General features: G+C 50.0%; 25 protein-coding genes, 3 tRNA genes and 1 pseudogene. 22 read left to right on the forward strand and 7 right to left on the reverse strand.

The window, feature by feature from the left end; all coding sequences use genetic code 11:
• The first annotated feature begins 43 nt into the window (after positions 1–43).
• From DEF47_RS13140 to DEF47_RS13155, 4 genes are all read left to right on the forward strand, one after another.
• Positions 44–469 carry a GNAT family N-acetyltransferase gene (locus DEF47_RS13140; RefSeq protein WP_012187976.1) on the forward strand — a complete coding sequence of 142 codons (426 nt, stop codon included), beginning with the start codon at positions 44–46 and terminating at the stop codon, positions 467–469.
• Between the two features lie 145 nt (positions 470–614).
• Positions 615–701 (forward strand) — tRNA-Leu (locus tag DEF47_RS13145).
• A 20-nt stretch (positions 702–721) separates the two neighbouring features.
• Positions 722–797, forward strand: a tRNA-Val gene (locus DEF47_RS13150).
• A gap of 2 nt (positions 798–799) precedes the next feature.
• A tRNA-Phe gene (locus DEF47_RS13155) sits at positions 800–875 on the forward strand.
• 40 nt (positions 876–915) lie between these two features.
• Here DEF47_RS13155 and DEF47_RS13160 read toward each other — a convergent pair.
• The gene (locus tag DEF47_RS13160) at positions 916–2328 is read right to left on the reverse strand and encodes a hypothetical protein (RefSeq protein ID WP_012187975.1); all 1413 of its coding nucleotides are present in this window, start codon (positions 2326–2328) and stop codon (positions 916–918) included.
• Positions 2329–2464: 136 nt separating this feature from the next.
• Between DEF47_RS13160 and DEF47_RS13165 the strand changes: the two genes are divergently transcribed.
• The 11 genes and pseudogenes from DEF47_RS13165 to DEF47_RS13215 all read left to right on the forward strand — a co-directional run bounded on the left by DEF47_RS13165 (position 2465) and on the right by DEF47_RS13215 (position 11136).
• Positions 2465–2860 (forward strand): hypothetical protein, encoded by a 396-nt coding sequence (locus DEF47_RS13165; RefSeq protein ID WP_012187974.1) that lies wholly within the window; start codon positions 2465–2467, stop codon positions 2858–2860.
• A 227-nt stretch (positions 2861–3087) separates the two neighbouring features.
• A complete protein-coding gene (locus tag DEF47_RS13170; RefSeq protein ID WP_012187973.1) occupies positions 3088–3750 on the forward strand; it encodes a helix-turn-helix transcriptional regulator in 663 nt (220 codons plus the stop codon).
• Between the two features lie 73 nt (positions 3751–3823).
• Positions 3824–4615, forward strand: a complete 792-nt coding sequence (gene sufC / locus DEF47_RS13175) for a Fe-S cluster assembly ATPase SufC (RefSeq protein ID WP_012187972.1) — start codon at positions 3824–3826, stop codon at positions 4613–4615.
• Positions 4605–5795 (forward strand): Fe-S cluster assembly protein SufD, encoded by a 1191-nt coding sequence (gene sufD / locus DEF47_RS13180; RefSeq protein ID WP_012187971.1) that lies wholly within the window; start codon positions 4605–4607, stop codon positions 5793–5795. Before sufC ends, sufD begins: the two co-directional genes overlap by 11 nt.
• Positions 5796–5911: 116 nt before the next feature.
• Positions 5912–6288 (forward strand): annotated as a pseudogene (locus DEF47_RS25190) (GxxExxY protein).
• A gap of 210 nt (positions 6289–6498) precedes the next feature.
• The gene (locus tag DEF47_RS13190) at positions 6499–7737 is read left to right on the forward strand and encodes an aminotransferase class V-fold PLP-dependent enzyme (protein WP_012187968.1); all 1239 of its coding nucleotides are present in this window, start codon (positions 6499–6501) and stop codon (positions 7735–7737) included.
• 6 nt (positions 7738–7743) lie between these two features.
• A complete protein-coding gene (sufU, locus tag DEF47_RS13195) occupies positions 7744–8139 on the forward strand; it encodes a Fe-S cluster assembly sulfur transfer protein SufU (RefSeq protein ID WP_012187967.1) in 396 nt (131 codons plus the stop codon).
• The gene (locus DEF47_RS13200) at positions 8136–8366 is read left to right on the forward strand and encodes a hypothetical protein (protein ID WP_287045178.1); all 231 of its coding nucleotides are present in this window, start codon (positions 8136–8138) and stop codon (positions 8364–8366) included. Before sufU ends, DEF47_RS13200 begins: the two co-directional genes overlap by 4 nt.
• Positions 8367–8389: 23 nt before the next feature.
• Positions 8390–9808 (forward strand): Fe-S cluster assembly protein SufB, encoded by a 1419-nt coding sequence (gene sufB, locus DEF47_RS13205; RefSeq protein WP_012187966.1) that lies wholly within the window; start codon positions 8390–8392, stop codon positions 9806–9808.
• 98 nt (positions 9809–9906) lie between these two features.
• Positions 9907–10218: a Rieske (2Fe-2S) protein gene (locus tag DEF47_RS13210; RefSeq protein ID WP_012187965.1), complete on the forward strand. Its 312-nt coding sequence runs from the start codon at positions 9907–9909 to the stop codon at positions 10216–10218.
• Between the two features lie 27 nt (positions 10219–10245).
• A complete protein-coding gene (locus DEF47_RS13215; RefSeq protein WP_012187964.1) occupies positions 10246–11136 on the forward strand; it encodes a sulfurtransferase in 891 nt (296 codons plus the stop codon).
• A gap of 108 nt (positions 11137–11244) precedes the next feature.
• Here the strand turns inward: DEF47_RS13215 and DEF47_RS13220 are convergent, their stop codons facing one another.
• Positions 11245–12129, reverse strand: a complete 885-nt coding sequence (locus DEF47_RS13220) for an NmrA family NAD(P)-binding protein (protein ID WP_012187963.1) — start codon at positions 12127–12129, stop codon at positions 11245–11247.
• Positions 12130–12272: 143 nt separating this feature from the next.
• Here DEF47_RS13220 and DEF47_RS13225 point away from each other — a divergent pair, with 143 nt between their 5' ends.
• Together DEF47_RS13225 and DEF47_RS13230 are read left to right on the forward strand one after the other, a co-directional pair.
• Positions 12273–12860 carry a TetR/AcrR family transcriptional regulator gene (locus DEF47_RS13225; RefSeq protein WP_012187962.1) on the forward strand — a complete coding sequence of 196 codons (588 nt, stop codon included), beginning with the start codon at positions 12273–12275 and terminating at the stop codon, positions 12858–12860.
• Between the two features lie 182 nt (positions 12861–13042).
• Positions 13043–14431, forward strand: coding sequence for an SPFH domain-containing protein (locus DEF47_RS13230; protein WP_012187961.1), 1389 nt, complete (start codon positions 13043–13045; stop codon positions 14429–14431).
• Positions 14432–14555: 124 nt separating this feature from the next.
• On the opposite strand, the gene DEF47_RS13235 is transcribed toward DEF47_RS13230, so the two are convergent.
• From DEF47_RS13235 to DEF47_RS13250, 4 genes are all read right to left on the reverse strand, one after another.
• Positions 14556–15764 (reverse strand): glycosyltransferase, encoded by a 1209-nt coding sequence (locus DEF47_RS13235; protein ID WP_012187960.1) that lies wholly within the window; start codon positions 15762–15764, stop codon positions 14556–14558.
• On the reverse strand, positions 15757–16923 hold the full coding sequence (locus DEF47_RS13240) for a glycosyltransferase (RefSeq protein ID WP_012187959.1): 1167 nt from the start codon (positions 16921–16923) through the stop codon (positions 15757–15759). Before DEF47_RS13240 ends, DEF47_RS13235 begins: the two co-directional genes overlap by 8 nt.
• A complete protein-coding gene (locus tag DEF47_RS13245; RefSeq protein ID WP_012187958.1) occupies positions 16923–17774 on the reverse strand; it encodes an alpha/beta fold hydrolase in 852 nt (283 codons plus the stop codon). The genes DEF47_RS13240 and DEF47_RS13245 overlap by 1 nt, the downstream gene beginning before the upstream one ends.
• A 271-nt stretch (positions 17775–18045) precedes the next feature.
• Positions 18046–19440, reverse strand: a complete 1395-nt coding sequence (locus DEF47_RS13250; protein ID WP_012187957.1) for a sensor histidine kinase — start codon at positions 19438–19440, stop codon at positions 18046–18048.
• 115 nt (positions 19441–19555) lie between these two features.
• On the opposite strand from DEF47_RS13250, the gene DEF47_RS13255 reads away from it, so the two are divergent.
• The 4 genes from DEF47_RS13255 to DEF47_RS13270 all read left to right on the forward strand — a co-directional run bounded on the left by DEF47_RS13255 (position 19556) and on the right by DEF47_RS13270 (position 23893).
• Entirely contained in the window at positions 19556–21295 is a 1740-nt protein-coding gene (locus tag DEF47_RS13255; RefSeq protein ID WP_012187956.1) for a VWA domain-containing protein, read from the forward strand.
• 111 nt (positions 21296–21406) lie between these two features.
• Complete coding sequence (locus DEF47_RS13260) at positions 21407–22309, forward strand: LysR substrate-binding domain-containing protein (protein WP_012187955.1); 903 nt, start codon at positions 21407–21409, stop codon at positions 22307–22309.
• Positions 22310–22393: 84 nt separating this feature from the next.
• Complete coding sequence (locus DEF47_RS13265) at positions 22394–22981, forward strand: sigma-70 family RNA polymerase sigma factor (RefSeq protein WP_012187954.1); 588 nt, start codon at positions 22394–22396, stop codon at positions 22979–22981.
• Positions 22982–23011: 30 nt separating this feature from the next.
• A complete protein-coding gene (locus DEF47_RS13270; RefSeq protein ID WP_012187953.1) occupies positions 23012–23893 on the forward strand; it encodes an anti-sigma factor family protein in 882 nt (293 codons plus the stop codon).
• A gap of 1 nt (position 23894) precedes the next feature.
• On the opposite strand, the gene DEF47_RS13275 is transcribed toward DEF47_RS13270, so the two are convergent.
• On the reverse strand, positions 23895–24497 hold the full coding sequence (locus tag DEF47_RS13275) for an HD domain-containing protein (protein ID WP_012187952.1): 603 nt from the start codon (positions 24495–24497) through the stop codon (positions 23895–23897).
• Positions 24498–24740: 243 nt separating this feature from the next.
• Between DEF47_RS13275 and DEF47_RS13280 the strand changes: the two genes are divergently transcribed.
• Entirely contained in the window at positions 24741–25562 is an 822-nt protein-coding gene (locus DEF47_RS13280) for an alpha/beta fold hydrolase (protein WP_012187951.1), read from the forward strand.
• Positions 25563–25568: the final 6 nt, after the last annotated feature.

Consider the following 25568-nt stretch of genomic DNA (forward strand, 5'->3'; position numbering starts at 1 on the left):
CTCAGTTTTGTAACTGGGGCTGTTTTTATTTGGGAGCATGACTATGGAATGGCAAAAGGGTGACTATACAATCAGCACTGATTCAGCTCGGCTTGATCATACGGCGATCATTGCTGCTTTACATGAAACGTATTGGGCAGCTCAACGCCAACCGACAACAATTGTGCGTTCACTAACTCATTCATTTTGCTTCGGGGTGTATTACAATCAACAGCAAATAGGTTTAGCTCGTGTAGTGACTGACTATGCAGTATTTGCCTATCTGGCCGATGTTTATATTTTGGCTGAACATCGTGGTCATGGCCTTGGCAAATGGTTGGTGCAAACCGTGCTGGCTCACCCTGATTTGCAAGGCTTACGCCGTTGGCTGTTAGCAACCAGAAATGCCCATGGCTTGTATGCTCAAGTTGGTTTTATCCCAATTGTCTCAGCCGAGCCATGGATGGAAATCTTCAATAATCAAGCCTGAAATTGAAGCAACGTTGCGAGTTAATTGAGCAGATTTGGCGCAGGGAATATAAAATTTGACAAGAAAGCCAAAGCTGATTATAATACCACGGCACTAAACAATTGAATAACGAAATGCAACACAAACCAAATGTTGCAAACCACCTGCCCAGGTGGCGGAATTGGCAGACGCGCTACTTTGAGGGGGTAGTGGGAGCAATCTCGTGTGGGTTCAAGTCCCACTCTGGGCACCAAAATCGTTATTCAATCAGATGGGTGATTAGCTCAGTTGGTAGAGCGTCTCGTTTACACCGAGTAGGTCGGGGGTTCGAGTCCCTCATCACCCACCAATGCCACTTTAGCTCAGTTGGTAGAGCATACGACTGAAAATTGTAGGGTCTCCGGTTCGAGCCCGGAAGGTGGCACCAAATCAAACCACTGGTTGAAAAACCAGTGGTTTTTTGTTGTTTAGTTCATTTGAACAAATGGGGTGAAAAGTTCATAGCGCACTGGGCTAAGCCAGCGTTCAATCGCTGGACGATCTCGCTCGCGGCTGAAAATCGCAATGAATGGTTGTAAACAACGTGCCTCATCACAGCCGTTCAAACGCGCACCAGTCACGCTCCAGCCAAGGTTTGTTGGGCTGAATACTTGGGTGTCGAGTTGACCAACCCAGTGCTGTTGGCTTGGCGTGGTGCTGCTCCCTTGTACGTTGTAATAGGCCCAGCCTGGTGGTGGCGCAGTAAAATCATCAAAAATGCTGCTCGAAAGCGTCGGATATTGTTTGGTACTGCTGTGATAAAAACTTACCGCTACATCATCACGCCCATTGACTGCCACACTCGGCAGCGAGAAGCCGTTTTGGGCATTGAAAATAAATGGCCGCGCTAAACTGAATGGTAATAAGCTCAGATCACGTTCATACATTCGCACCGCATCAATATAGGGAAAGGTAATGGTATTGCTGGAAACTGCATTCCACATAAAACCAACAGTGCCCTTAGCCACCCAACCTGCGCGGATTCGCCCATCATCATCGCTACACCAATTGCGCTGATCTGGCGTTGGGCAAATGCGTGCGCCAGCTGTCCATTCAGCAACATTGAGATCGCTACTAGTTGGAATTGGTTGGTTCTCATCCCAAGCATACACCCGTAGGCTGGTTTGATTGATGTGGGTTGCAAAATACATCATATCTTTAGCACCCCGCACCAAGTGCCAAGCCCGCTCAGTGCTTGAGGAATAACTCCGAATAAAGGGTAAATCGTCTTCAAGCGTATCAGTTTGAATCTGGCTGACCCATGTACTATCAATGGCCCCGCCGACTGCCTGCCGCTCCATCGCCAGCCAAATTTGGTTAGCGCTGAGTTCAAGTTGTGGGTCAACCCAAGTAAAGCCTTGGGCGGCGGGCACGTCGTACCATTCCCATGCTTGTTCGGCCAAGCCAGCACTATCGGTGTAGCCAATGCGCACAAGCCCACGCTGGGCATCAGGTGCATACTGCAACAACCAAATAAATAAATCACGGCCATAATCATAGGCAAAAGCTTGTTGGCAACATAGGCCGCCTGCCGCCGCCGGAAACAGCGTCAATGGATCGAGTTGCTGCCAATGATTGCCTGCATCAAGCGAAAAAAAGGTTTTTTGGCCAACCCCAACTAACCAACTATCACCACTGGCGACCCCACGCACCGCATCGCCAAAATTCATTGAGGTTGGGATAGGATGCAGCCGCAGAACCTGAAATGCACCTGCTGGATCACCCTCGCCTTCACCAAAAATATGTTCTGTAGAGCCTTGATCAGCAGCTTGGGCTTGGGGTATGCTCCCCAGCACGATCGCTACCAACAGCCCAACTAGGGCGACCCTCAACCAAACCATGAGCATAATCCTTTCAACAGTGACCTTCGATTGAGCGCAACTATACCCCTGAATGAAGATTGTGACAAAAGATTGTGACAGTTGTTGTCACAACTTGCTGCTATGCTCAAATCCAACATTGGCTAGGAGGTCTGTGATGCATCCAATAACTGGAATTGAAGCAGTATTGCAATGGTTTGCTGAACGCTATTCATCAAGCGAGGCTGAGCAAATTCGGAGTGCTGTCAATGCCAATACACGTTTGCTCAAGGCATGGCGCACCAATCCAGCCAATGCCCGCCCCTTGGCCAGCGATAAACATTTGTGGTGTTTGCTGGGCGCGATGTATGGCAACGCAATTTTGGCCCAAGCCCAAGCTGTATATCGCCAAGCCACTGCCCATTACCAACGCTGGCTCAATCGCCGCCGCAATCTCCAAACCGTCGAAGTTCGTTTGCAAGGCGATCTCGCCCGTTTTGGCGAACAACACCCCCGTACTCAACGGACTTTGGCGCAACTACAACGCCTGCATCAAGAATTATTAGCCGCTTAATCAACTGCTCATTTTGGCATTTCCTGCGAGCTTAGGCTAAAAAAGGCCTTGGCTTACTTGGCATGGCTTGAAAATTCGCCTAAAACAGCCGCTTTTTACCGCAAAATCGTACCATACTAGAATAAACGCGGTTTTTTCCGATTTTATTGACAGAAAATGATTCTCGATTTATAATCATTCTCAATAACTATGCGACGGTATGGTCAAAGGCATAATGCGAGGTATCTATGACCGTGTTTGGTATCCGAGAAGGAACGCCCGCCGGCGATATTGTGAGCTACATTCAGCGTAAAGGTTCAGCGACTGTCAAGGAATTGGAAGATGCGCTGGCTGTGAGCACAACTGCGGTGCGCGAGCAACTAACCCATCTCACCAACCAAGGCCTCATTGCACCAACCAAAATTCGCCAAGGACCAGGCCGCCCTTCCTACCGCTATACCCTGACTGCTAAGGCCCAATCGCTCTTTCCTAAGGGCTACGATGTGCTTTTGAATGTGTTGCTGGAAGAAATTTTGGCGACCGAAGGTCCAGAAGGTATGGCTCAATTGCTCAGTCGGGTGGGCACACGCTTGGCAACGCTCTACACGGGCGATCATCCAGCCAACGTGGCTTTGCGTGAGCGTTTGATGCAATTCGTCTACACGATGAACCGCAAAGGGATGTCGATCAATGTAGCCGAATCGCCTGGCGGTGGATGGGTGGTGAGTGAGTATGCCTGCCCCTATTTTGAGGTAGCCCAAACTCACGATAGCCTGTGTAGCATGGAACGTCAAATGATGGAAACTGCGCTCGGCCATGAAGTTGAAATTCAACGGCGCATGGTCGAAGGTCATAACGGCTGTCACTTTGTGATCAAAGCCGATGAGATTGGGATCGAGAAGCATAACTAAGTTCTTTGGCGGCTGGCGATGCAGGGGGCATGCCATGCTGTTGTGTTGAATAGCAATCTTGAATAGGAGTGTCATGAGCGCCAACAATTTGGTCATTCGCAACTTGCACGTTGCGGTCGATGGCAAAGAAATTCTTAAAGGCATTAATCTCACCATCGAAGAAGGCAAAATTCACGCCATCATGGGGCCAAATGGCTCAGGCAAGTCAACCTTGGCATACACCCTCGCTGGTCACCCACGCTATGAAGTGACCGAAGGCGAAGTTTGGTACAAAGGCCAAGATGTGCTTGATCTCGAACCAAATGATCGTTCAAAATTGGGCTTATTCTTGGCCTTCCAATATCCAGTGGCGGTAGCTGGCGTAACTGTTGCCAATTTCTTGCGAGCAGCCTTGAATGCCCATCGCGCTCAAGAAGGCGTTGATCCCAAATCAACCGCCATTCCAATGGCTGAATATCGCAAAGTGATCAAAGCCCGAATGGATATGTTGGAAATGGCTCCTGACTTTGCCCGCCGCTATTTGAACGAAGGTTTCTCAGGCGGTGAAAAGAAACGCCTCGAAATTTTGCAAATGGCCATGTTGCAGCCAGCTATGGCAATCATGGACGAAACCGACTCAGGCCTTGATATCGACGCTTTGAAGATTGTGGCCGAAGGTGTCAACAAAGTTAAAGCTGAAAAACCTGAATTAGGCGTGTTGGTGATTACCCACTACCAACGCTTGCTCAACTACATCAAGCCCGATTATGTGCACGTTTTGATGAACGGCCAAATTGTGCGCGAAGGCGGCCCCGACATGGCCTTAGAACTCGAAGAAAAAGGTTACGATTTCATTCGAGAGGAAGTGTTCGGCAATGCCAGCTAATTTGCAATCTACCTTTGATCTGGCGCAATTTGAGGCTTTGTTGGCCAGTCGCAACGAGCCAAGCTGGCTGACCAGCCGCCGTCGCGAAGCTTGGGAAGCATTCGAAACCGCTGAGCAACCAGATTGGCGACGAACCAATTTGAAGGGCTTCAATATCGCTGATTACACGCTGGCTGAGGCCGAAGTTTCAGTTGATTTTGCTGGCGCGGAAGGCGTGACGATTCTGCCTTTAGCCGAAGCGATTCAAAGCCACGCCGAATTGGTGCAACGAGTGCTTGGCAGCGCCGTCCAAACCAGCCGCGATCCATTTTCAGCGCTCAATAATGCTTTGGTCAACGGCGGGATTTTTATTCACGTTGCCAAAGATGTTGCGGTTGAAGAGTTGGTGCGGATTCGCTATCACCTCAGCAATGCTGGCACGGTTGTCGCCCCCCGCACATTAATCGTCACCGAGCGCCATAGCTCGATCAACGTGATCGAAGAAATTAGCTCAGCTGATTTTGCCGGTAGCGCAGTGGTCTTGACCGGGGCTGAAATTGAGGTTGGCGATGGTGGCCAAGTTGGCTTCAGCAGCGTGCAAACCTTGAACAGCAATGTCTATCTGTTGGGCAGCCAACAAATTCGTATCAACCGCGATGCCCAAGCCGAATGGCTCAACGTGGTGGTTGGTAGCGCTGTGCAGCACGTAACCTTGGAAGCCAATTTGAGCGGCAACGGCTCAAGCGTCAATTGGAATGGCTTGTTGTATGGCAATGGCAAGCAAAACTTGCTGGTTGCGCCCAAGCTCAATCACATTGGCTTGAATACCGAAGGCCAAATCAACTTCAAAACCGTGGTTGATGATGAAGCCTATGCCGTTTTCGATGGCATGGTCAAAATCCCTGCCACTGGACAAGGAACCAACTCCGACTTGCGCGAAAATGCCTTGCACTTGAGCAAAAATTCACGCTCGGATTCAATTCCAGGCTTGGAGATTGATGCCAATGAAGTTAAGGCAGGCCACGGCTCAACCAGCGGCCAAATCGACGAAGAGCAGTTGTTCTATCTGCAATCACGCGGTTTGCCGTTTGCCGAAGCCAAGCGCACGATCGTGTTGGGCTTTGTCGGCGAAATCATCGATATGATTCCTGATGAAGCTGTCCGCGAACGGGTCGAAACCATCGTCGCCGAAAAAGTCTAACGATTTGATCCACGAAGGGCACGAAGGACACGAAGGATGTTTTTTGTGTGATCCCAAAAATAGTTAGTTTATGTATCTAGTTACAGCGACGAACTAACTATTTTTGGGAGGCGTGGATGGCAACGATTCTTTTGGCAGACGAAGTGTTCGCGGTGGTTGGGGCGGCGATTGAAGTGCATCGCGAGTTGGGTAGTGGCTTTTTAGAGGCTGTTTATCAAGAAGCACTTGCATTAGAGTTGGCACAACGCCAAATTCAGTTTGCAGCCCAAACACCTTTGGCAATTCGTTATAAACAGCAATTACTCCAAAAACCTATATTGCTGATTTTATTTGTTACAACCAAATTATTGTTGAGCTAAAAGCGCTAAATCGTTTGACAACTCTCGAAGAAGCGCAACTGATTAATTATCTCAAAGCAACCCAGTTTCGGGTTGGTCTATTGATTAATTTTGGTAGTCTTGGCAAGTTGGAATGGAAACGCTTAGTTCGTTGACGTTACTATCAACTCGTTAATTGCCCATGAATTTTTACAGATCACAAGAGCCAAACATTCGTGCTCTTCGTGTCCTTCGTGGATAAATAAGCAATTTTTTATTAATTGCCTATAAAGCTTGGTAGAAATACCAAATCCAAACATTCGTGTCCTTCGTGGATCAAATAAACAATTCATGGTTTCCTTTATGGAATCGGATATTGGTGAGTTATGTCTGTACAAACAACCCTTGATATTCAGGCCATTCGCGAGCAATTCCCGCTCTTGGATCAATCGATTAACGGCCATCGCCTAGCCTATTTGGATAGCACCGCAACTGCCCAAAAGCCGCTAGCAGTGCTTGATGCGATGGATCGCTATTATCGCACGATTAATGCGAATGTTCATCGAGGTGTGTATCAGATTAGCGAAGCCGCCACCGAAGCCTATGAAGGCACGCGCCGCACGATTGGCCGCTTTATCGGCGCAAAATCGACCAAAGAAATTATTTTTACTCGCAACGCGACCGAAGCGATTAACTTGGTTGCCCAAAGCTGGGGCCGTGCTAATTTGCAAGCGGGCGATCGAATTTTGCTCACAGTCAGCGAGCATCATTCAAATTTAGTGCCATGGCAATTGCTAGCAGCCCAAACTGGTGTAGAGCTTGATTTTATCGAGCTTGATGATCAAGGCCGACTTGATCTCAGCCACCTTGATCAACTATTGACTGAACGCACCAAATTGGTCGCCATGACCCACATGTCGAATGTGTTGGGCACGATCAATCCAGTTGAACGGGTGATTGCGGCGGCCAAACAGGTTGGAGCCTTGGTGCTGCTGGATGGGGCGCAAAGTGTGCCACATATTCCCGTCAATGTTCAAGCACTTGGCTGCGATTTCTTGGCCTTTTCGGGGCATAAAATGTGCGGTCCAACTGGGATTGGGGTGCTGTGGGCGCGGCGCGAATTGCTTGAAGCCATGCCGCCGTTTATGGGTGGCGGCGATATGATCAAACGGGTCGGGCTACGCGAAAGCTCATGGAACGATCTCCCATGGAAATTCGAGGCAGGCACGCCAGCGATTGCCGAGGCGATTGGCCTTGGCGCGGCGATTGACTTCTTGAATGAACTTGGGATGCAGGCGATTCACGAGCGCGAACGCCAATTGACCCACTACGCTTGGGATAAACTCAGCGCCATCGATGGGTTGACCATTTTTGGTCCACCTGCTGCCGAGCGCGGTGGCTTGTTGAGCTTTACCCTTGCAGGTGTGCATGCCCACGATGTGGCAGCGATTCTCGATACCCAAGGGATTGCAGTGCGGGCTGGGCATCATTGCACCCATCCATTGCACGATATTTTTGGCGTGCCAGCAACGGTACGCGCATCATTCTACCTATACACGCTTGAGGAAGAAATTGATCGTTTGGCCGAAGCCTTGGTTTTGGCTCGCGATACCTTCCAACTGTGAGGCCTTGTGGACGATTTATATCGTGAAAATATATTAGATCATTATCGCCATCCGCGAAATTACGGCGAGATCGAACAAGCAACGATTGTGCAACACGAGCATAACCCGTTGTGCGGCGATCAACTCAGCATTTATTTGCTAGTCGAGAACGAGCGGATTGTTGATGTAAAATTTAAAGGCAAAGGCTGCGCGATCAGCCAAGCTTCAGCCTCGATGCTCAGCGAAGAACTTGCTGGCAAAAGCGTTGATGAAGCCAAAGCCTTTGATAAACAAACCATCCTCGATTTATTGGGGATACCGATTGGACCCGTGCGGCTCAAGTGTGCCTTGCTCTCGCTCAAAACACTCAAAGCTGGACTCTACGGGGTCAATCTGGTTGACGACGATGAGGATAGCCTTTGAGCCATCTTGCTCCGCACTCAGCATTAATTACCATCGTTCGCTTTGGTAGATTGGCTGGAGTAGCACTTGTTCTATGGGTAATCTATGCACTGATAGAACGATGGCGTGAGCAGCATTATCAACAATCAATTGCTACGACACTAGCTGAATTTTCTGCTAATGAATGGCAGCATTTAGAAACAGAATTGCAAGATTCTGAATCAAGTAATCTCATCACTTATTCGTGATCACACTATAGGAGGCTCAGGGCATGTCCAACCCTGCACAAAACGAGATCGAGTTTGATTACTCGAAGTACGGCTTTCGCGACGAAGAGAACTACACATTCAAATCTTCAAAAGGTCTGAATGCCGATATTGTACGCACGATCTCGGAAATGAAGGGCGAACCTGAATGGATGTTGCAACGCCGCTTGAAGGCGCTGGAAATTTTCCACAAGAAGCCATTGCCTGTTAGTGGAGTCTGGGCCAATCCTCGCTTAGCTGAGCTGGATTTCCAAGATATTCACTATTATGTGCGACCTGGCGAACGCGCCGAAAATAACTGGGACGATGTGCCAGAAAGTATCAAGAATACCTTTGAAAAATTGGGTATTCCTGAAGCCGAACGCAAGTTCTTGGCTGGCGTTGGCGCTCAATACGAATCAGAAGTTGTTTACCACTCGTTGCGCGAAGAGTGGGAAAAACTGGGCGTGATCTTTCTTGATACCGATACTGGTTTGAAAGAGTATCCAGAATTGTTCAAGGAATATTTCGGCACGATCATTCCTTCAGCCGATAACAAATTTGCTGCCTTGAACACAGCAGTTTGGTCGGGTGGCTCGTTCGTGTATGTACCCAAGGGTGTCAAGGTCGATATTCCATTGCAAGCCTATTTCCGCATCAACGCTGAAAACATGGGCCAGTTCGAACGCACCTTGATTATCGTTGACGAAGGCGCTGAAGTTCACTATATCGAAGGTTGTACCGCGCCAGTCTACAGCACTAACTCACTGCACTCAGCGGTTGTGGAAATCATCATCAAAAAAGGTGGCAAATGCCGCTACACCACGATTCAAAACTGGGCCAATAATATCTTTAATTTGGTGACCAAACGCGCCGTAGCCTACGAAGATGCTTCAATGGAATGGGTCGATGGCAACATTGGCTCGAAGTTGACCATGAAGTATCCTGCGGTCTACATGATGGGTCGCGGCGCAAAGGGCGAGGTGCTCTCAGTCGCTTATGCTGGCGAAGGCCAACATCAAGACGCTGGGGCCAAGATGGTGCACGGCGCTCCCGACACCACCAGCCGCATCACCAACAAATCAGTCTCAAAGAACGGCGGTCGCACGACCTATCGTGGTTTGGCCAAGGTTATGCGCGGTGCACACAATGCCAAAATCAACGTGGTCTGTGATGCCTTGATTCTCGACAATCGCTCAGCCTCGGATACGATTCCTTATATCGAGATCGAGGAAGATTCAGCAACCGTCGCCCACGAAGCAACCGTCGGCAAAATCGGCGAAGAGCAATTGTTCTATCTGATGAGCCGTGGCCTCGACGAAGCCGAAGCACTTTCGATGATTGTGCTGGGCTTTATGGAGCCATTCACCCGCGAATTGCCCATGGAATATGCGGTCGAATTGAACCGCTTGATCCAAATGGAAATGGAAGGTTCGGTCGGCTAGGCTTGGCCTACCAACGCCGAGGCGCAACCACTGCGTCCTCGGCGTTTTCTATGTCAGATCATTGTTAATCAATTTAGTTAATAAATTAAGGAATAATGATGAGCTTTCACGTTGTTGCAACGCTGCACGATTTGGCCGACACGCCAGCGATTCAAATTGATTTTGCTGGCGAGCAAGTCGGGATTTTTCGCTGTGGCACGCAGTATTTCGCCACCAGCAACATTTGCACCCATGCTTATGCCGAATTGCACGAAGGCGAGTTGGATGTTGATGATTGCACAATCGAATGTCCGTTGCATGGTGCACGTTTTGATTTAGCTAGTGGCCGCCCGCGCTCGTTGCCTGCGACCGAACCATTGAAGGTCTATAGCCTTAAAATTGAAGGCGATCAAATTTTGCTTGAAGCTTAAGTATTAATCTCGATAAAGGAGCAATCAATGAGCGATTATGTAAATTCTGAGGTGTTGGTGAGCACGGATTGGGTTGCCGAACATTTGAATGATCCCAATGTGCGCTTGGTTGAGTCGGATGAAGATATTTTGCTGTATGAAATGGGCCATATCGCCAACGCGGTCAAAATCAATTGGCAAGATGATTTAAATGATGTACGGATTCGCGATTATATTGATGGCGACGATTTTGCTGCGTTGCTTAGCCGTTTTGGCATTAGCAACGACACGACGATTGTATTTTATGGTGATAAAAATAATTGGTGGGCTTGCTATGCCTATTGGGTTTTCCAATTGCTCGGCCACGAAAAGCTCAAGATTATGAATGGTGGCCGCAAAAAATGGATCGACGAAGGCCGTGAATTGACCCGCGTTGTGCCAAGCTTCGAGCCAACCAACTATGTCGTGGGCCAACCAAAGCCTGAAATTCGCGCCTTCCGTGATGATGTTCTGGCGCATATTGGTCGGCCAAATCCGCGCCAAACTGCAATTGAATTGCCAGCTGGCCATAGCTTGGTCGATGTGCGCTCGCCTGATGAATACACTGGCAAAAAATTGCACATGCCCGAATATCCCCAAGAAGGTGCTGTGCGCGGTGGCCATATTCCAGGCGCAGTCAATGTGCCGTGGGCCAAAGCAGTCAACGATGATGGCACGTTCAAAAGCGCCGATGAAATTCGCCAATTGTATGGCGAGGTTGGGGTTACGCCCGAAAGCGATACCGTGGTGTATTGCCGAATTGGCGAACGCTCATCATTAACCTGGTTTGTGCTGCACGAATTGCTGGGCTACAAAAATGTGCGCAATTACGACGGCTCGTGGACCGAGTGGGGCAATGTGGTTGGTTTGCCAATTCATAATCCTACGACCAGCAAATAGGGACTGTGCATGCCCACCCCCCACACTCCCTCTCCCGCAGGCGAGGGGAAACCACGAAACCAAAAGCCCCTCTCCCGCCGCAGTGGGAGAGGGGTTGGGGTGAGGGAATTAGCTAAACAACTCGCGATTGGCATTGAGATACTCGGCCAACGATTGGGCTGGCTTGCCAGTCAAGCGCTCAACGTCGTTGGTCACAAGATCCAACGCACCTGAGCCGATCAAATCGTGGTCGATCGCGACGACAAAACCAGCGATTTGGGCGGGCAGCCCAAATTGCTCAAGTTGTTGTTGAGCGCTGGCAGCATCAATTGGATAGTAGGCGACTTCGCGGCCTGCAAATTCGGCCACAGTTTCAGCGATTGCTTTATGGGTCAAACTCACCGGGCCAGTGATGTTATACACTTCTGAGGCGGTGTTATCGCTGACCAAGGCGGCAGCGGCGGCGGCAGCACAATCGGCGCGGGCAACTAAGCCAGCAGCAGCATCGCCAGCAGCGGCAGCGATTACGCCACCAGCCAAAGCGCCTTTGATTTTATCGGTGATCGTTTCAAAATAGAAGTTGTTGCGCAAGAAACTATAGCTCAAACCGCTCGCCACAATCGCTTGCTCGGTCGCAGCGTGTTCGCGAATAAATTCCATTGGGGCTTCGGCAGGATTGATTGCCGAGGTATAAACCAAATGCTTCACGCCAGCCGCAGCGATTGCTTTGACCGCATCTGTTTGCAAGCGCACACGTTCGCCGCCAACCACATCGATACTGATCATCAAGACGCGCTCGACTCCAGCCAAAGCAGCAGTCAGACCAGCGGGATCGCTGAAATCGCCAGCGACGACTTTAACCCCTTGAGCAGCGACATCGGCCAATTTGGCGGGATCACGGGTGATTGCCACAACTTGATTTGCTGCAACTTTTTCGAGCACTTGCTGCAAAACCAACCGCCCTAATTGCCCAGCCGCACCTGTGATCGCTACCAAACCTTGGGTATTTGCCATGATTGAAAACCTCGCTAATGTATTTTTAGATCTAAACAACACTCGTTGTTTAATTGACATCTGTTGAATAGCATAAAGAAGCCGTGGTATAGTGTCAACCAGCAAAAACCAAAATTTGTTGTTTAGGCAACAAAGGAGCCAAAATGTTGGGAAACGTGGTTAAAGTTGACCCGCGCACCAAGCGCACCCGTAAATTAATTCTTGATGCTTTGATTCAACTCTTGCGCACCCATACCTTCGAGGAAGTCACGGTCAATGAGATTGCCGAAGCAGCAACGATCAATCGTGCAACCTTTTATGCCCATTTCAGCGATAAATATGCCTTGGTCGATGAGCTAATTCGTGATGGCTTTATGCTGTATCTTGATCGACGCATGCAGCATTATCCTGATACGCCGACGCGCTATATGCAAGCTTTGCTCTGGGCGATCGCCGACCACTGGGCGATGATCCATGGTCAATGCAATCAATATCATCGCTTTTTCGATTCGCTGGCCGAAAATCAGATCAAACGCATGCTGGAGCAGCATATTCAAACTTGGCTTGATCATTATGGGCCGCTGCGCAACGTGCCAGCCATGCAACGCCAATTATTAGCAACCATGCTGAGTTGGTCGGTCTATGCTTTGGTTGCCCGCTGGCTGTATAGCGACCGCTGCCAAAACCTCGAACATTTTATCAATGATAGCGTGCCCTTGCTGGTTGGCAGTATCGAAGCGTTGAAAGGATGAATTATGAGGGATGAAGGATGAAGAGCTACATCAGAAGGCAAACATCAAAAGGTTAGATAGTAGAGGGTTTAGGATTCAATGGGGTATTGCGATCGCCTATAGCCTTCAGCCCTGTGTACCATGTCATAGCATTTGTCGCAGCCACGGTGTATGCTAGGGTTAGCATCGCAGTGGAGGACACCATGATTATTCCTTGGATCTACTACATTCAGGCCGATGAGCAATTATTGGTTGAAAGTCTGAGCCGCCGCTGGACAGTCAACGGGCCACGTCGCTATACCGCCCGACCATTCGAGCGGATCACGCGGCGCAGCGGTTTGGTGCTTGGGCCAACCGAATATGTCTATGTGACCGATTCGCTGACTGGCCAAGAACGGCTTGAGCGCGGCCCCCAACTGTTTTTTCCAACTGCCTACGAAGAAATTGGCACAACTCAACAGGCGCTGCCGCTCAAGAAAAACCAATATGTACGAATTTTGGATCGCAGCACGGGGCAATTGCGGGTTGAGCGCGGCGAACAAAGCATTTATCTCCAGCCCAACGAAAGCCAAATTGGCAATATCGAGGCTGGCTACAATATTGATGAACATCATGCGGTGTTGGTACGCAGCACCACCGATGGCCAATTAAATCTGATCACGACACCCCAAGTTTTTATTCCCACCGCCGAACAAGAGGTGATCGAGCATCGCCAACGGATTTTGCTGGAAAATCATGAAGTTGTGGTGATTAAGGATCGTGATGGGCGCTATCAGTTTCGACGCGGCAGCCAACGCGATCGTTCATTCTTCCTCGAACCCTATACCGATTTGGTAACCTTTCGCTGGTCGTCGGGCTTGCACAAAGATAAACGTAATTTGGTGATTACCCATTTAGATATTCGGCCAAAATTTATGTGGTATGCCTTCGAGGCCCGTACCCAAGATAATGTCGAAATTATGATCGATATTACTTTTTTCTGGCAGTTGGCCGATGTTGAGGCCATGATTGTTAGCACCGACGATGCGCCAGGCGATATTTGCGCCCACGCCCGCAGTGCAATTATCCAAGCAGTTTCGCAAACCAGCCTTGAACGCTTTTTGGCCAATTTCAACAGCATCGTGCGTGATGCAGTGATTGTGCCAGAAGATGGTTTTTATGCTGAACGTGGCGTGAAATTACACTCGGTCGAAGTGCGCTCAATTACCTGCAAAGATGCCAATACCCAGCGCGTGCTGCAAGAAATTATTCAAGAAACCACCAATCGGCTCAATCGGCTACAAAAACAAGAGAGCGAGAACGAAATCAAGGTCAAACAGCTCGAAGGTGAGATTGTGGCCCAAGAAACCCGCAGCCGTTTGTTGGAATTGCAACGCCGCATCGCCCAAGCCGAAGCCGAAACCCAAGGTTTAGCCGAAGCCGAACGGGTGCATGCCTTTATTCAAGGGCTGGGAGCCGAATTGCCGATCAGCGAAAAGTTGGCGATTTTCAATATTTTGCGTCGCCAAGAAGCGATCGCCAGCCTGAGCCAAGGCAAAGCTCAATTGTATCTCACGCCTGCTGATATTAACTTGAGCCTTGAACATCATTGATAAGTAGGTGATAGACTTGATTTAACCACGAAGAACACAAAGAGCACGAAGGTTGAAGTTTGAGCGATTAACACTCAGCCAATTATTCGGGTAATTTGTGTAATTCGTGGCTAAAAACTGAATCCTAGAACCCATTCGCCGAACCATCATCCCTGCGTTGCACAAAGCGAAATGCGCCGCCTTTTTCCACATCCATCACATGGCCGCGCCAAACAATGCGCTGAGGCGCAAGCAAGGCTTGAATCAATTGCACTGGAATGAGCAATTCTAAAAATGGTACAAACAGCCAATAGCGCCGTGGCGTGGCTTGCTCTAGGTAGGCTTGATCAATCTGAATAAAACTGATCAGGCCAAGCAAAGTATACGTTGCAGCAAACCAGCGTTGACGTTGGCTTGGTCGCAAGACGCTCACGATCGCCAAAACCAATGGAAACAGCGTGGGCACAATCGCCAAACAAAACAGCAAGCTGCGTTCGCGCCGATTCAAATGGCGTAGCAGCGATTCACGTGGGAAGATAAACCAGCGTTGGATCAGGCTGCGATAGCGTTGGGCATTGGTCACGGTAGTACGAATTGCATGGCGCATGCTGGTTTGCTGCAAGCGCAGGCCTGCCTGTTGCACCCGTTGCGCCACCGCAAAATCGTCAGCCAAAATATGCTCTAAGCCAACAAAACCATGCAATTGCTCCAAAACGTCGCGGCGCATGGCATAGAACATTCCATTGATCGTAAATGGCTCGCTAACTTGGCTATAGGGTACATAGGTCAGCAAACTATTGCTATTAACAAACAATGCCACCAAACTCGACCAAGTATTATCGAACGAGCGATAGTAGGGCAAGCCAAAGGCCAAGCCTACTCCCGCTTGATCGAGCCATGGCAAACATTGTTCCAAGCCATAGGCTGGCAGGCTGGTATCATCGTCGAGCACGCAAATAATTTGGCCTTGGGCTTGTTGTAATCCCGCAATTAGCTTGAAGGTTTTGGGATTAACCCGCTCAGCTGGGGCTGGCAAACTGATAATCCGAATCGTTTGCTCGGCATATTCTGCTTGCAATCCATAGCAAAGCTGTTGAGCGATCCGATCATCATCATCAATTAACCATAGCCATTCGCGCTTATAGCTGCTTGGCGCATTCAAATTGGCGCGTAAACATATGGCCAAATGCGGGTCGCCGCTCAAAATTGGCTGGAGCAAACTCACCAAGGTGGTCGCAGGCTCGTGTTGAGCAGTAGGAGTAGGCTTGCCAAAAAAGCGCCATACTTGCCACCATTTCCAGCAGCGCTGGCCAAGCATCAAGCCACACAACACTATCCATATTCGTTTAATCATGATCTTGCTCCTTGCCCAACCATTGAGCCGAGGCCGAATGCCGCAGCCGAATCCGCTCACCGCGCCAAACAATCGTATCATCGCCCAGCAAACCCCAAAGCATCAGCAAGGGATCGATCAACGTACCAATGATACTCAAGGGCCAAGCCCACCACGGCACTTTGGTTTGGCAATAGCGCCGAATTTGCCAACCCTGCAAGCTCAACTGCGCCAATAAACATGCCACGAGCCAAGGCCGTAGTTTTGGCTGGCGCATGCTTGCCAAGGCCAAAATCGTGGGAATCGGCTGGGCAAGGCTGCTCAAAATGGTCACAAACTGGTCGTATTGGCTGAGATGCGGCAGCATCAGCACGCGGGGAATCGTAAACCAACGCTGCATCTGCTGAAAATAGGCTGGTAAATTCACAAAATAATTATCTACCTGATAGATTAATGGCATTTGCAAATTGCGCAGACCATGGGCTTGCACCCGCCGCGCCAACTCATGATCGTCGTCAATCCGCCCGTACATGCCACTCAGCCCGCCAATTTGTTCAAACACGCTGCGTTGCAAAGCAAATTGATGCCCAGTAATTGTGTATGGCTCGGTTAAAGCCGCCAAACCGATATAGCTGGGCAAGGCATTGGCATTGACAAAATTGCTCATCAAAGCCGACGGGAAATTATGCCAATTCACATAGCAGGCCAAGCCAAAAATCGCCCCAACCTGCGGCTGGAACAAATAGGGTAGGCCTTGGCTCAAGCCATCAAGCGGTAAGCTAACATCATCATCAACAAACCATACGATCTCGGAGTTGGCTTGGGCCAGCACAGCTTGCAATTTCACTAACTTCGAAGCACGTTGGCCCCAATCTGGCGCAACTTGAATAATCGTGATGTGCTGCTCAGGATGTTTTTTCTGTAAAGCAGAACACACTGCCAATGTTTGATTATCTGCTTGATCGATCACCCAATAATGTTGAAGTTGGCCCGCATAGCGCAAATCGAGCCGCTGTTGCAAGGTTTTGGCTAAATCAAACACCCCATGGGTTAACGGTTGAATCAAATCAATGCTCGGCCAATGTTTGGGTGCTGGTGGTTGGTGCTTGGCAAAAAACCGTCGAATCACCAGCCAACGCCAACAGCGATCAAGCAGATACCACCAAGCCAACCAACGCATCAGGCAACCTCAATCCAAGCCAAAGCCCAATCAATATAGTGATCAATTTGCGCTAACGAAGCACAATGTTGGGCGTGAGCCATGAGTTGGTAGCTGGCAGCTGGATAATATTGCCGCAACAACTGCTGATCGCGCTGCCCAAACAAACCATCATGTTCAGCCACAATTATTGCCAACTTGCCATGCCAGCGAGCCGCACCCAAATGCCAATCCAGCTCACGCCACCAGTTCAACAAGCACAGATAATCGTAGCGCTGCAACTGTTGAATATTGTGGTGCAAGCGCTCGGCCCAAAATGGCCGCAAGCTATCGGCCATTGGCTGCAAAAATTGCTGTGTGCCCTGCCAAAACAAGCGCCGCACCAAGCCCAACGGCAAGATCGCGACCAACGGTTGGAGCAGGGTCAGCCAAATCCAGCGGGTTCGGCGCGGCACACCTGTATCCGAAAGCAGCAAACCCAAGGCCAGCTGTGGGCAATAATGCAAAACCGCCTGGGCGATCAAGCCGCTATACGAGCCAGCCACAATCCAAGCCGCCTCAATTTGCAAATGCCCAAATAGGGCTAGTAGATTTTTGGCCAAATCAGCGAGCTTAAGAATCGTGTTGGGATAGGTCAAACTAATCACCCGAAAGCGTTGATGGCAACGGGACAGCCAACGAAAGGCTAAATCGGCACGAGCCAAACCACCAGGCAAAATCAACAGTGCAGGCAAATCGCCGCCAGTATCACAAAACTCCCACGTGTGGCCGTTGATGGTTACACGCTGAAGCGGATAACGCTCAAGCATCGCCTGATAGCAATATTGGCAATCGGCAGCACTGATTAATTGTTCATACTCAAACTGGCGCATTAATCGGGTTGCCTCTTGCTATCACTGCTCTGTTTATGCTACGAAATTGCCACAAACCTGCAATAGCACCCTCATCAGGCTTGCTACAGTAAAGCCAAGCTTTTTTATTGAGGAGTTATGCTCTATATCGGGTTGCAACGGCGATTCAATCAATTCCACGTTGGCAAACCATGATTTATGGCTGATATCTGTCAGCATGCTTAGCGCTTATTTGGTTCACTCGAGCTATTTGGCTGGACACTGATGACATCAAGGTTGTGTATCCAAAGCATTAGATTGGCAGGCGTAACTGAATATGGGCACCTTGCTCGCTGGGAATTAGCGCAGCTTCGCCGCCATGAGCACGCAAAATCGTGCGGACAATGGCTAAGCCTAAGCCTGAGCCACCTTCAGCACCACGCACGCCCCGCTCCCAAATCGCCTCGCGCAAGGCAGGCGGAATCCCTTCGCCAGTATCTTGCACATCAATCACCACTTGCTCGGCGGTCAAACTAACGCGCATGCTAATTTGGCCGCTAGGTGGGGTAGCTCGCAAAGCATTATCAAACAAATTTAATAAAGCCTGCTTTAAACGGTCATGATCAGCCTCGACCACAATTGGGCGTGGCGGAACTTGGGCCAATAATTCAACCCCGCTCCGTTGCGCCCGCCCACTCAAATTCTGCACCAATTCGTGAATCATCGCGCCAAGATCAAGGGTTTGTTTGGGGCCAAGCGTCAGGCTTGGTTGGGCATCGCTGCGCAAAAGTTCATCAGCTAAACGGGCCAAACGGGCAATTTCGGCTTGCATTGCGCGAATCGATTGAGCTTGTTCATCGGCGTTCTCGGCATCCTCGATATTTTCCAAGTAGCCACCCAAAGCCATCATGGGCGTGCGCAATTCATGCGAAACATCACGATAAAAACGCCGCTGAGCCTCAGATTGCTGCTCGATCCGCGATAACCGCTCGGCTAATTGGTCGGTCATGGTGTTGATTGAACGTGCCAATTGCACAAATTCGGCGGGGCCGCGTTCAAGCGCTCGTTCAGTCAAATCGCCATCGGCCACTTGCTCAGCTGTTTCACGCAATTGGCCAATCATGCGAGCCAACCAACGAGCGACCAACGAAGAGCCTAAAAAGGCTGCCGCAAAAGCCAAACCAATCGAGATAAACACAAAACGTATCAACACCCGCAATAAGCGATCTTCGTCTTCGACGCTTTGTGAAACCTCAATCACCCCCACAACTTTTTGCTGCCAACGCACTTGACCAGCCACATAACGCCGACCACGGGTCTCGGCCACAAACACGGTTGGAATGCTGGTCACAAATTGGCTGGCTGCAGCACGGCTGGGAAAAGCCGAGTTTGAGCCATTGGCTCCAAAAATCTGGCCAGCACTGCCAAACACCCGAATCGCACCATCACCACTACCAACTGGCCGACTCAACAAAATATTGCTGGCTGATTGCAAATCGCCATCGCTGGCAATCAGTTGCTCAGCAAAAGCCACATATAATTCAAGCTGATTGTTCAATTCTAGGCTGCGACGATCAGCTTCGCTAATGCGTACTCCCAGCAGAATGATTAATGCAATTAATGCCAACGGCACGACACTCACCGCGACCATGGTGATAGTCAATCGTACCGCCAGCGTTACAATTTTTGGGCGTTTAAATTTCTTCATAGCTGTATTATCGCATAGCTAGCCACTTGCATGGCATGATATAATCGCTTTTGAGAAAAAATCTCCCATTGTGTGAAACCTGATAATTAACCCTGATGTAGAAAGTGTAGAGGCAATGTCTGCGTTAACCTATCCCTCCCTGCCCTCGCCATTTGAAATGATTGGCCCGTGCGGCAAACAATCGACCCATCGCCGTTTTTTTATGGCCAAGAAAGCAGGCATCCCATACCTGATTTGGTGGGAAAGCCGCATTCCTGAGGCCTTGCGCAAACAACAAATGGTTGTGCAAATTGCCAACCAAGCTGGTAGCGAAGTAGCTATCTTAGATGTGCAAGCCTTATCGTTGCAACAGCTATTGGATACTGCTGGAAGTTTACCAGCACCAGTTGCCGCCCAATATGCCTTGGGCTTGATCGAAACCGCTGAATTTAATCATCGCCAACGAACTGCCCTCACAACTAGTAATTTGTATGGGCCAAGCCTGCTTGATCTTGGTTCGCAAGGCACGATTGTGCCAAAAATTGATCCACGGGCAGGCCAACAAGCTGGGCCAGTTCCCGCCCAACTCTTGCCAATCAATGAACCAGCCAGCCCACAAACTGATAGCTATTACATTGGGGCATTGATTGCCTGGATGATTAGCGGGCAATTTGCGCCCCAGGGAAATCCCTTGGCAATGCTGCCAGCAATCGATGGCAATTTACGGAGCATTTTGCAACGCGCCACTGTTGCCAACCCCAGCCAACGCCCAAGCGCCCAAGCCCTTGGTCAGCAAATTCAAGATTGGTTGTCGGGCAAAGTTACGCCAGTCGCCAAAAAGAAGCCCTCGCAATGGGCTTGGCTAGCAGGCGCGATCACAACCGCTGCGATTATGTGGTTGGTGATCTATGGTTTATCCCGTCAAGATAAAGTGACCGATACCGAGTTTGGTCAGGCGCAAATTGAGCAAGGCACTGGTGATTTCCAGCCAGGTACTTCTAGCAACGGCTTAGCCATGCTGGGAGATATCGACGGAGTTGAAGTTAATCGGATTGATGATACTCGCCATCCCGAAATCGATATGTATTTGAGTATTATGCGGCCCACGGGGGTAGTCACCGACGTGCCGCGGCAAAATGTCAAAGTCTTTGAAAATAACAATCAGATTGAAGGCTTTTCGTGGGTCAATCTCTCACGCGTCCAAGATCCATTAAACATTATGTTGGTGATCGATACCAGTGGGAGCATGGGGCCAAGCAAAGAGGGTTTAACCGATGGTGGCCTCGATGCCGCCAAAATTGCTGCGCTTGACTTTATCGATCACCTGCCTTCCAACGCCAATGTTGGCTTGATTCACTTTGGGACGCTGGTAACGGTTGACCATTCGCTCACCAACGATATTGGGGCAGTACGCCAAAGTATCAGCGAGCTTAAACCCGAAGGTCAAACCGCAATTTACGATGCCTTGGCCATCAGCTATACCCAACTGCGTCGTGCCAAAGGTCAAACCTTCATCGTCTTGATTTCCGATGGCGCGGATACCGCCAGCAAAGGCGATAACTACGACAGCATCGTAGCGAAGGCCACAAAAGCCAACATTCCCACCTACATCATTGGTCTCACCAGCCCAGAGTTTGATGGTCAATTGTTGGAAGATTTGCAACGCGATACCAAAGCCATGATTTACCAAACCCCCTCCAAAGAACAACTTGGTGGCTTTTATACTGAGGTCGCGCAAGAGGTTTCTGGCCAATATCGTGCCAGCTTTAACATTCCTGATACCTATAAAACTGGCGATGAAATTATGCTCAAGGTCGAGGTCAATGCTGGCGATGGCCTCTTAGTCACCAAAGAACGCAAGTATATTCATCCCTAATTATTAATAACCAACCAAGTGTCTATCGCAGCATCGTTAAGGTGCTGCGATTTTTGATCGGCGCAAACTTATGCTACAGTGCAGGCCACAATCACCACAGCGAGAACACCTATGTTGGATTTACAAAAATTACGGATGTTTGTGGCAGCGGCGCAAAGTCGCAATTTTACCCGCGCTGCCGAGCAACTTGACCTAACTCAACCAACCGTGAGCCAGCAAATTCAAACGCTTGAGCGCGAATTAGGCGTTAGTTTGTTTGAGCGGCTAAGTCGTGGAATTGAGCTAACAGCGGCTGGGCGGGCGCTCTTGCCGCATGCCGAGCAAATGATCGCCCTCGAACGGATTGCCGAGCAAGCAGTGCGGGCTGCGGCTGGTCAAAGTGAACGTACCTTGCTCTTGGGCGTTGGCAATACCTTGGCAACCTATGCCCTGCCCGATTTGCTGCAACGCTTCAACTGGGAACACCCTGCGTTTGTGGTGCATATTGGCACAGGCAACACGGAACAATTGCTGGCTCAAGTCATTTCGGGCGAGTTTGAATTGGCCTTGGTTGGCTCGCCAATTGTCCATACCCAATTGATCATTATGCCGTTTTTGACGACTGAATTGGTCGTGATTGTCAGCCCTGATGACCCATGGGCACGCTTAAAACAAATTAACATCGAGGCCTTACACGGGCGACGCATGCTCTTGCGCGAGGAAGGCTCCGCCTTGCAAGCCAGCGTCAGCGAATTGCTCAATGCTCAGCAAATTCGCCCTAAACAACCAATTGTGCTAGGAAATTTAGAGGCGATCAAGCGTTCGGTTGAGGTTGGCTTGGGCATCGCCTTAGTGCCAGCTATGGCCGTGCGCCGCGAAGTGGCGGCTGGGCGTTTGCGTCAAATTCATTTAGCCAATGTGCCAACCCGCCGCGTTTATAACGTCGTGCATCATCGCGACCGCCATATTACCAACGCCGCTCAACTATTCCTTGACCTTTTGCGCAAACCCTTGGGTCCTGATACTAACGAATGAGCAGTTGATATGCTATGATATGGGCTATTGCTTCCGACCACCTTTTGGAGCAGAACCCGTTATGGGCGTGGGGGAATGGCCTGCATGACCGATGCAGAACGACAATGGGTTAGCGCCGCCAAGGATGGCGACGTTGAAGCCTTCAATCAATTAGTGCGTATGTACGAAGGACGAGTCTATGGCTTGGCTTATCGTATGCTTGGCGATAGCGATAGCGCCGCCGATGTAGCTCAAGATACCTTTATCTCAGCATTTAAGGCGATCAAGCGTTTTCGCGAAGGCTCGTTTGCCGCTTGGCTGCTGCGCATCGCCACCAACGCTTGCTACGATGTGTTGCGAGCGCAAAAACGCCGCCGTACCACCTCGATGGATCAATTGCTCGCTGGCGATGATGATAGTCCAGGCGAGCAATTCGAGGATCAATCGTTGCCGCTCGATCAGCATATGATCAATCGCGAGTTGCAAGCAGCGATTCAAGCAGGATTAGCAACCTTGCCCGAAGATCAACGCGCAGTCTTAATTATGTGTGATATTCAAGGCTTTGCCTACGAAGAAATCGCGGCGGCTACTGATACCCAACTGGGGACGGTCAAATCGCGGCTCAGTCGTGCACGGGCAAAGTTACGCGATTATCTTAAAAGTCGGGAACTTTTGCCAACTGCCGAACGTTAAGCGTGATATGACTACACAAGTGGGTATGCAATGACACCAATATCTGAACAACAACAAGAACTTCTTTCGGCAGCCCTTGATGGTCAGCTTAGCGCCGCCGAGCAAGCTCAACTGGATCAACAGCTTGAGCACGACCATGGTTTAGCTGTGGAATTTGCCGAGTTGCGCTCGATGCAGGCATTGTTGCAAGAACTCCCGCCTGTGCGTCCACCTCGCAGTTTCACCCTTGATCCAGCAATCCATGCACCAAAACGCAGCTTCTGGCTCGGCGGTTGGATACGTTGGGTCGGTGTGGTTGGGGCATTCGCCTTAATGCTCACGGTTGGCTTGCAACTCACCAATCAATCTGGACAATCAATGACCATGGCTCCAGTTGCTGATATGGCAAACCCCGAAGCTGCCAATGGGGTTTCAGATCGCATGGCAATTGAGAACAATAACACGAGTGCTGAAGCCCCACCGATGGGCAGTGGTAGTGGCAGCGGCCCAGCCGATCCGAGCCAACCAACTACTGCCGAAGATACAATGGCAGTACTGGATCAAACACCTGAGCCGATGGTTGGTGGTGCAGCCCCAGCGATGATTGAGGGTTATCCAACACCCATGGCCTATAGCTCCATCCCAATCAGCGATACCGCTGGTATGGCTCGCATGAGCGCTGAGCAAGCCACTGCGTTGGCTGGTAGTCCCTTGAATAACCCACTGATCGATCAAAACAATCCTTCATCGCCCGGTACGCTCGATTTGGAGCAACCAGTGCTCAAGGAGCAAACACCAACCGCTCAGCCTGTGCCTATCGCGATGGCCGAGTCTGAACCATCATTATTGCTCTGGTTTAGCATCGCCTTAGTGCTGGGTGTTGGCTTGGCCTCCGCTATGGTCTATTGGCTCAAATCCTTCAAACAGCCCTAAATCACCACGGCTGCCCTTGCGATTCGGCTTGGGCAGCCGTAATAAATTGGCCCAACACTGCAATTCGCGCTTGGGCTAATTGTTGCGAATTGGCCAAACGTAGCTGGCTCGGCAAATGCTCCAGATTATGTTCTAAGGTCGCCAAAGCTTGGCCAAAGGTTGGATAACGAGTATCGCGCCCAACTTTGCTGACAATTCGCAAGATTGCTACCGCCCCTAGTTGCTCCAACATATCAGCATCACGCAATAAAGTTGCTTCAATACTCGTTGGCGTTTGCTGCGGGCTATGTTGGGAAATTGCTGTCAACACTACCTCAATTTTCTCAGGCGGAAACTGCCATTGCTGCAATAAGGCTGGTACCTTTTCCAAGGCATAGGCCACATTATCCCAAGCCGCCAATGCATCAGGATCAGTCGGGCGATGGCCGATAAACACGCCTAAGTCATGCAACCAAGCGGCGGCATACACCACATCATCATCATAGCTCAGGCCTTGGCCGATCATCGAAATTAATTGATACAAACGCGGCTGATGGCTATATTTATCGATTGGCAAAGCCTGTTCACGAATATAATGCTGAATCTGAGCACGAAAATCTGACATACAACTCACCTTTGGGGCAATACCACAGGCTGCCATTTTACCCGACAAACCCAACCCAGCATTTGACCCAGAAGTCCCCCTTGTAGATCCTACTTTTGAGAATTGACATAAACGTGCTATCACGGGTACACTACAGCGACCACTCAACCATGAACCAATTGTTGCTGGCAATACCGCGTTGCCGAGCTTTAGGCGGTATGGTATAGTTTGGTTGACAGCAGTCTGCAACGTGAGAGCATCACCATGAGCGTAATCGTCATTGATGACCAAGTTGTGCATTACGAGACCTTTGGGCGTGGTCGTCCAGTCCTATTTCTCCACGGCTGGCTCGGTTCGTGGCGATACTGGATGCCGACGATGGAATTCGTCTCCAAAGATTTCCGCACATATTCGTTCGATTTTTGGGGTTTTGGTGATTCAGATAAAACGAGTACTGCCAAGAGCATTAGCATTACCAATTTCTCTGATCAAGTGATTCGATTTCTCGATGCGATGGGCATCGATAAGGTTCCACTGGTTGGCCACTCCATGGGCGGCATGGTCGCGCTCAAAACTGCAATCCGCCACCCCAATCGGATTAGCCGAGTTGCGGCGATTGGTGCTCCGATCGTTGGTACATCGCTTTCAGGCTTGCTCAAACTCACCGATAATCAGTATGTTTCGCGAGCGATGGCGCGAGTGCCAGTTGTCACCAAATTTTTGTTTCGCTGGTTCTTAGGCAATGTCAACGATACGGCCTATGGCGAAATTCTCGACGATAGCGTGAAGCCCACCGAAGAGAGTTTGCGCCGCGCAGTTGGCTCGATGATGCGCACCGATTTGCGGCCTGAACTTGAGCAATTGACGATTCCAACCCTGATTATTCATGGTGCTCGCGACGATATTGTTAATCCCAATCAGGCCGATATTTTCTTGCAGCGCGATATGGCCAACACCCAAGTGTTTGTAATGCCTGAAAGTCGCCACTTTCCGTTCCTCGACGAGCCAGCCCAATTTAACAAGGTGCTTCACGCCTTCTTAAAACGGCCAGTCAATGAGGCCCGCGCTGCGGCAGAAGCGGCATAGTAGGTC

The organism is Herpetosiphon sp., from assembly GCF_003512625.1.
GTDB classification, from domain to species: domain Bacteria; phylum Chloroflexota; class Chloroflexia; order Chloroflexales; family Herpetosiphonaceae; genus Herpetosiphon; species Herpetosiphon aurantiacus.

Bases quoted from the DNA above. Each gene is read 5' to 3' on its own strand.
- DEF47_RS13260 (WP_012187955.1), top strand. From the start codon at position 21,407: ATGTTGGATTTACAAAAATTACGGATGTTTGTGGCAGCGGCGCAAAGT.
- DEF47_RS13270 (WP_012187953.1), top strand. From the start codon at position 23,012: ATGACACCAATATCTGAACAACAACAAGAACTTCTTTCGGCAGCCCTT.
- DEF47_RS13215 (WP_012187964.1), top strand. From the start codon at position 10,246: ATGAGCGATTATGTAAATTCTGAGGTGTTGGTGAGCACGGATTGGGTT.
- DEF47_RS13210 (WP_012187965.1), top strand. From the start codon at position 9,907: ATGAGCTTTCACGTTGTTGCAACGCTGCACGATTTGGCCGACACGCCA.
- DEF47_RS13220 (WP_012187963.1), bottom strand. From the start codon at position 12,129: ATGGCAAATACCCAAGGTTTGGTAGCGATCACAGGTGCGGCTGGGCAA.
- DEF47_RS13275 (WP_012187952.1), bottom strand. From the start codon at position 24,497: ATGTCAGATTTTCGTGCTCAGATTCAGCATTATATTCGTGAACAGGCT.
- sufC (WP_012187972.1), top strand. From the start codon at position 3,824: ATGAGCGCCAACAATTTGGTCATTCGCAACTTGCACGTTGCGGTCGAT.
- DEF47_RS13265 (WP_012187954.1), top strand. From the start codon at position 22,394: ATGACCGATGCAGAACGACAATGGGTTAGCGCCGCCAAGGATGGCGAC.
- DEF47_RS13280 (WP_012187951.1), top strand. From the start codon at position 24,741: ATGAGCGTAATCGTCATTGATGACCAAGTTGTGCATTACGAGACCTTT.
- DEF47_RS13235 (WP_012187960.1), bottom strand. From the start codon at position 15,764: ATGATTAAACGAATATGGATAGTGTTGTGTGGCTTGATGCTTGGCCAG.
- DEF47_RS13250 (WP_012187957.1), bottom strand. From the start codon at position 19,440: ATGAAGAAATTTAAACGCCCAAAAATTGTAACGCTGGCGGTACGATTG.
- DEF47_RS13255 (WP_012187956.1), top strand. From the start codon at position 19,556: ATGTCTGCGTTAACCTATCCCTCCCTGCCCTCGCCATTTGAAATGATT.
- DEF47_RS13170 (WP_012187973.1), top strand. From the start codon at position 3,088: ATGACCGTGTTTGGTATCCGAGAAGGAACGCCCGCCGGCGATATTGTG.
- DEF47_RS13245 (WP_012187958.1), bottom strand. From the start codon at position 17,774: ATGCGCCAGTTTGAGTATGAACAATTAATCAGTGCTGCCGATTGCCAA.
- DEF47_RS13190 (WP_012187968.1), top strand. From the start codon at position 6,499: ATGTCTGTACAAACAACCCTTGATATTCAGGCCATTCGCGAGCAATTC.
- sufD (WP_012187971.1), top strand. From the start codon at position 4,605: ATGCCAGCTAATTTGCAATCTACCTTTGATCTGGCGCAATTTGAGGCT.
- sufB (WP_012187966.1), top strand. From the start codon at position 8,390: ATGTCCAACCCTGCACAAAACGAGATCGAGTTTGATTACTCGAAGTAC.
- DEF47_RS13165 (WP_012187974.1), top strand. From the start codon at position 2,465: ATGCATCCAATAACTGGAATTGAAGCAGTATTGCAATGGTTTGCTGAA.
- DEF47_RS13140 (WP_012187976.1), top strand. From the start codon at position 44: ATGGAATGGCAAAAGGGTGACTATACAATCAGCACTGATTCAGCTCGG.
- DEF47_RS13225 (WP_012187962.1), top strand. From the start codon at position 12,273: ATGTTGGGAAACGTGGTTAAAGTTGACCCGCGCACCAAGCGCACCCGT.
- DEF47_RS13160 (WP_012187975.1), bottom strand. From the start codon at position 2,328: ATGGTTTGGTTGAGGGTCGCCCTAGTTGGGCTGTTGGTAGCGATCGTG.
- DEF47_RS13240 (WP_012187959.1), bottom strand. From the start codon at position 16,923: ATGCGTTGGTTGGCTTGGTGGTATCTGCTTGATCGCTGTTGGCGTTGG.
- DEF47_RS13230 (WP_012187961.1), top strand. From the start codon at position 13,043: ATGATTATTCCTTGGATCTACTACATTCAGGCCGATGAGCAATTATTG.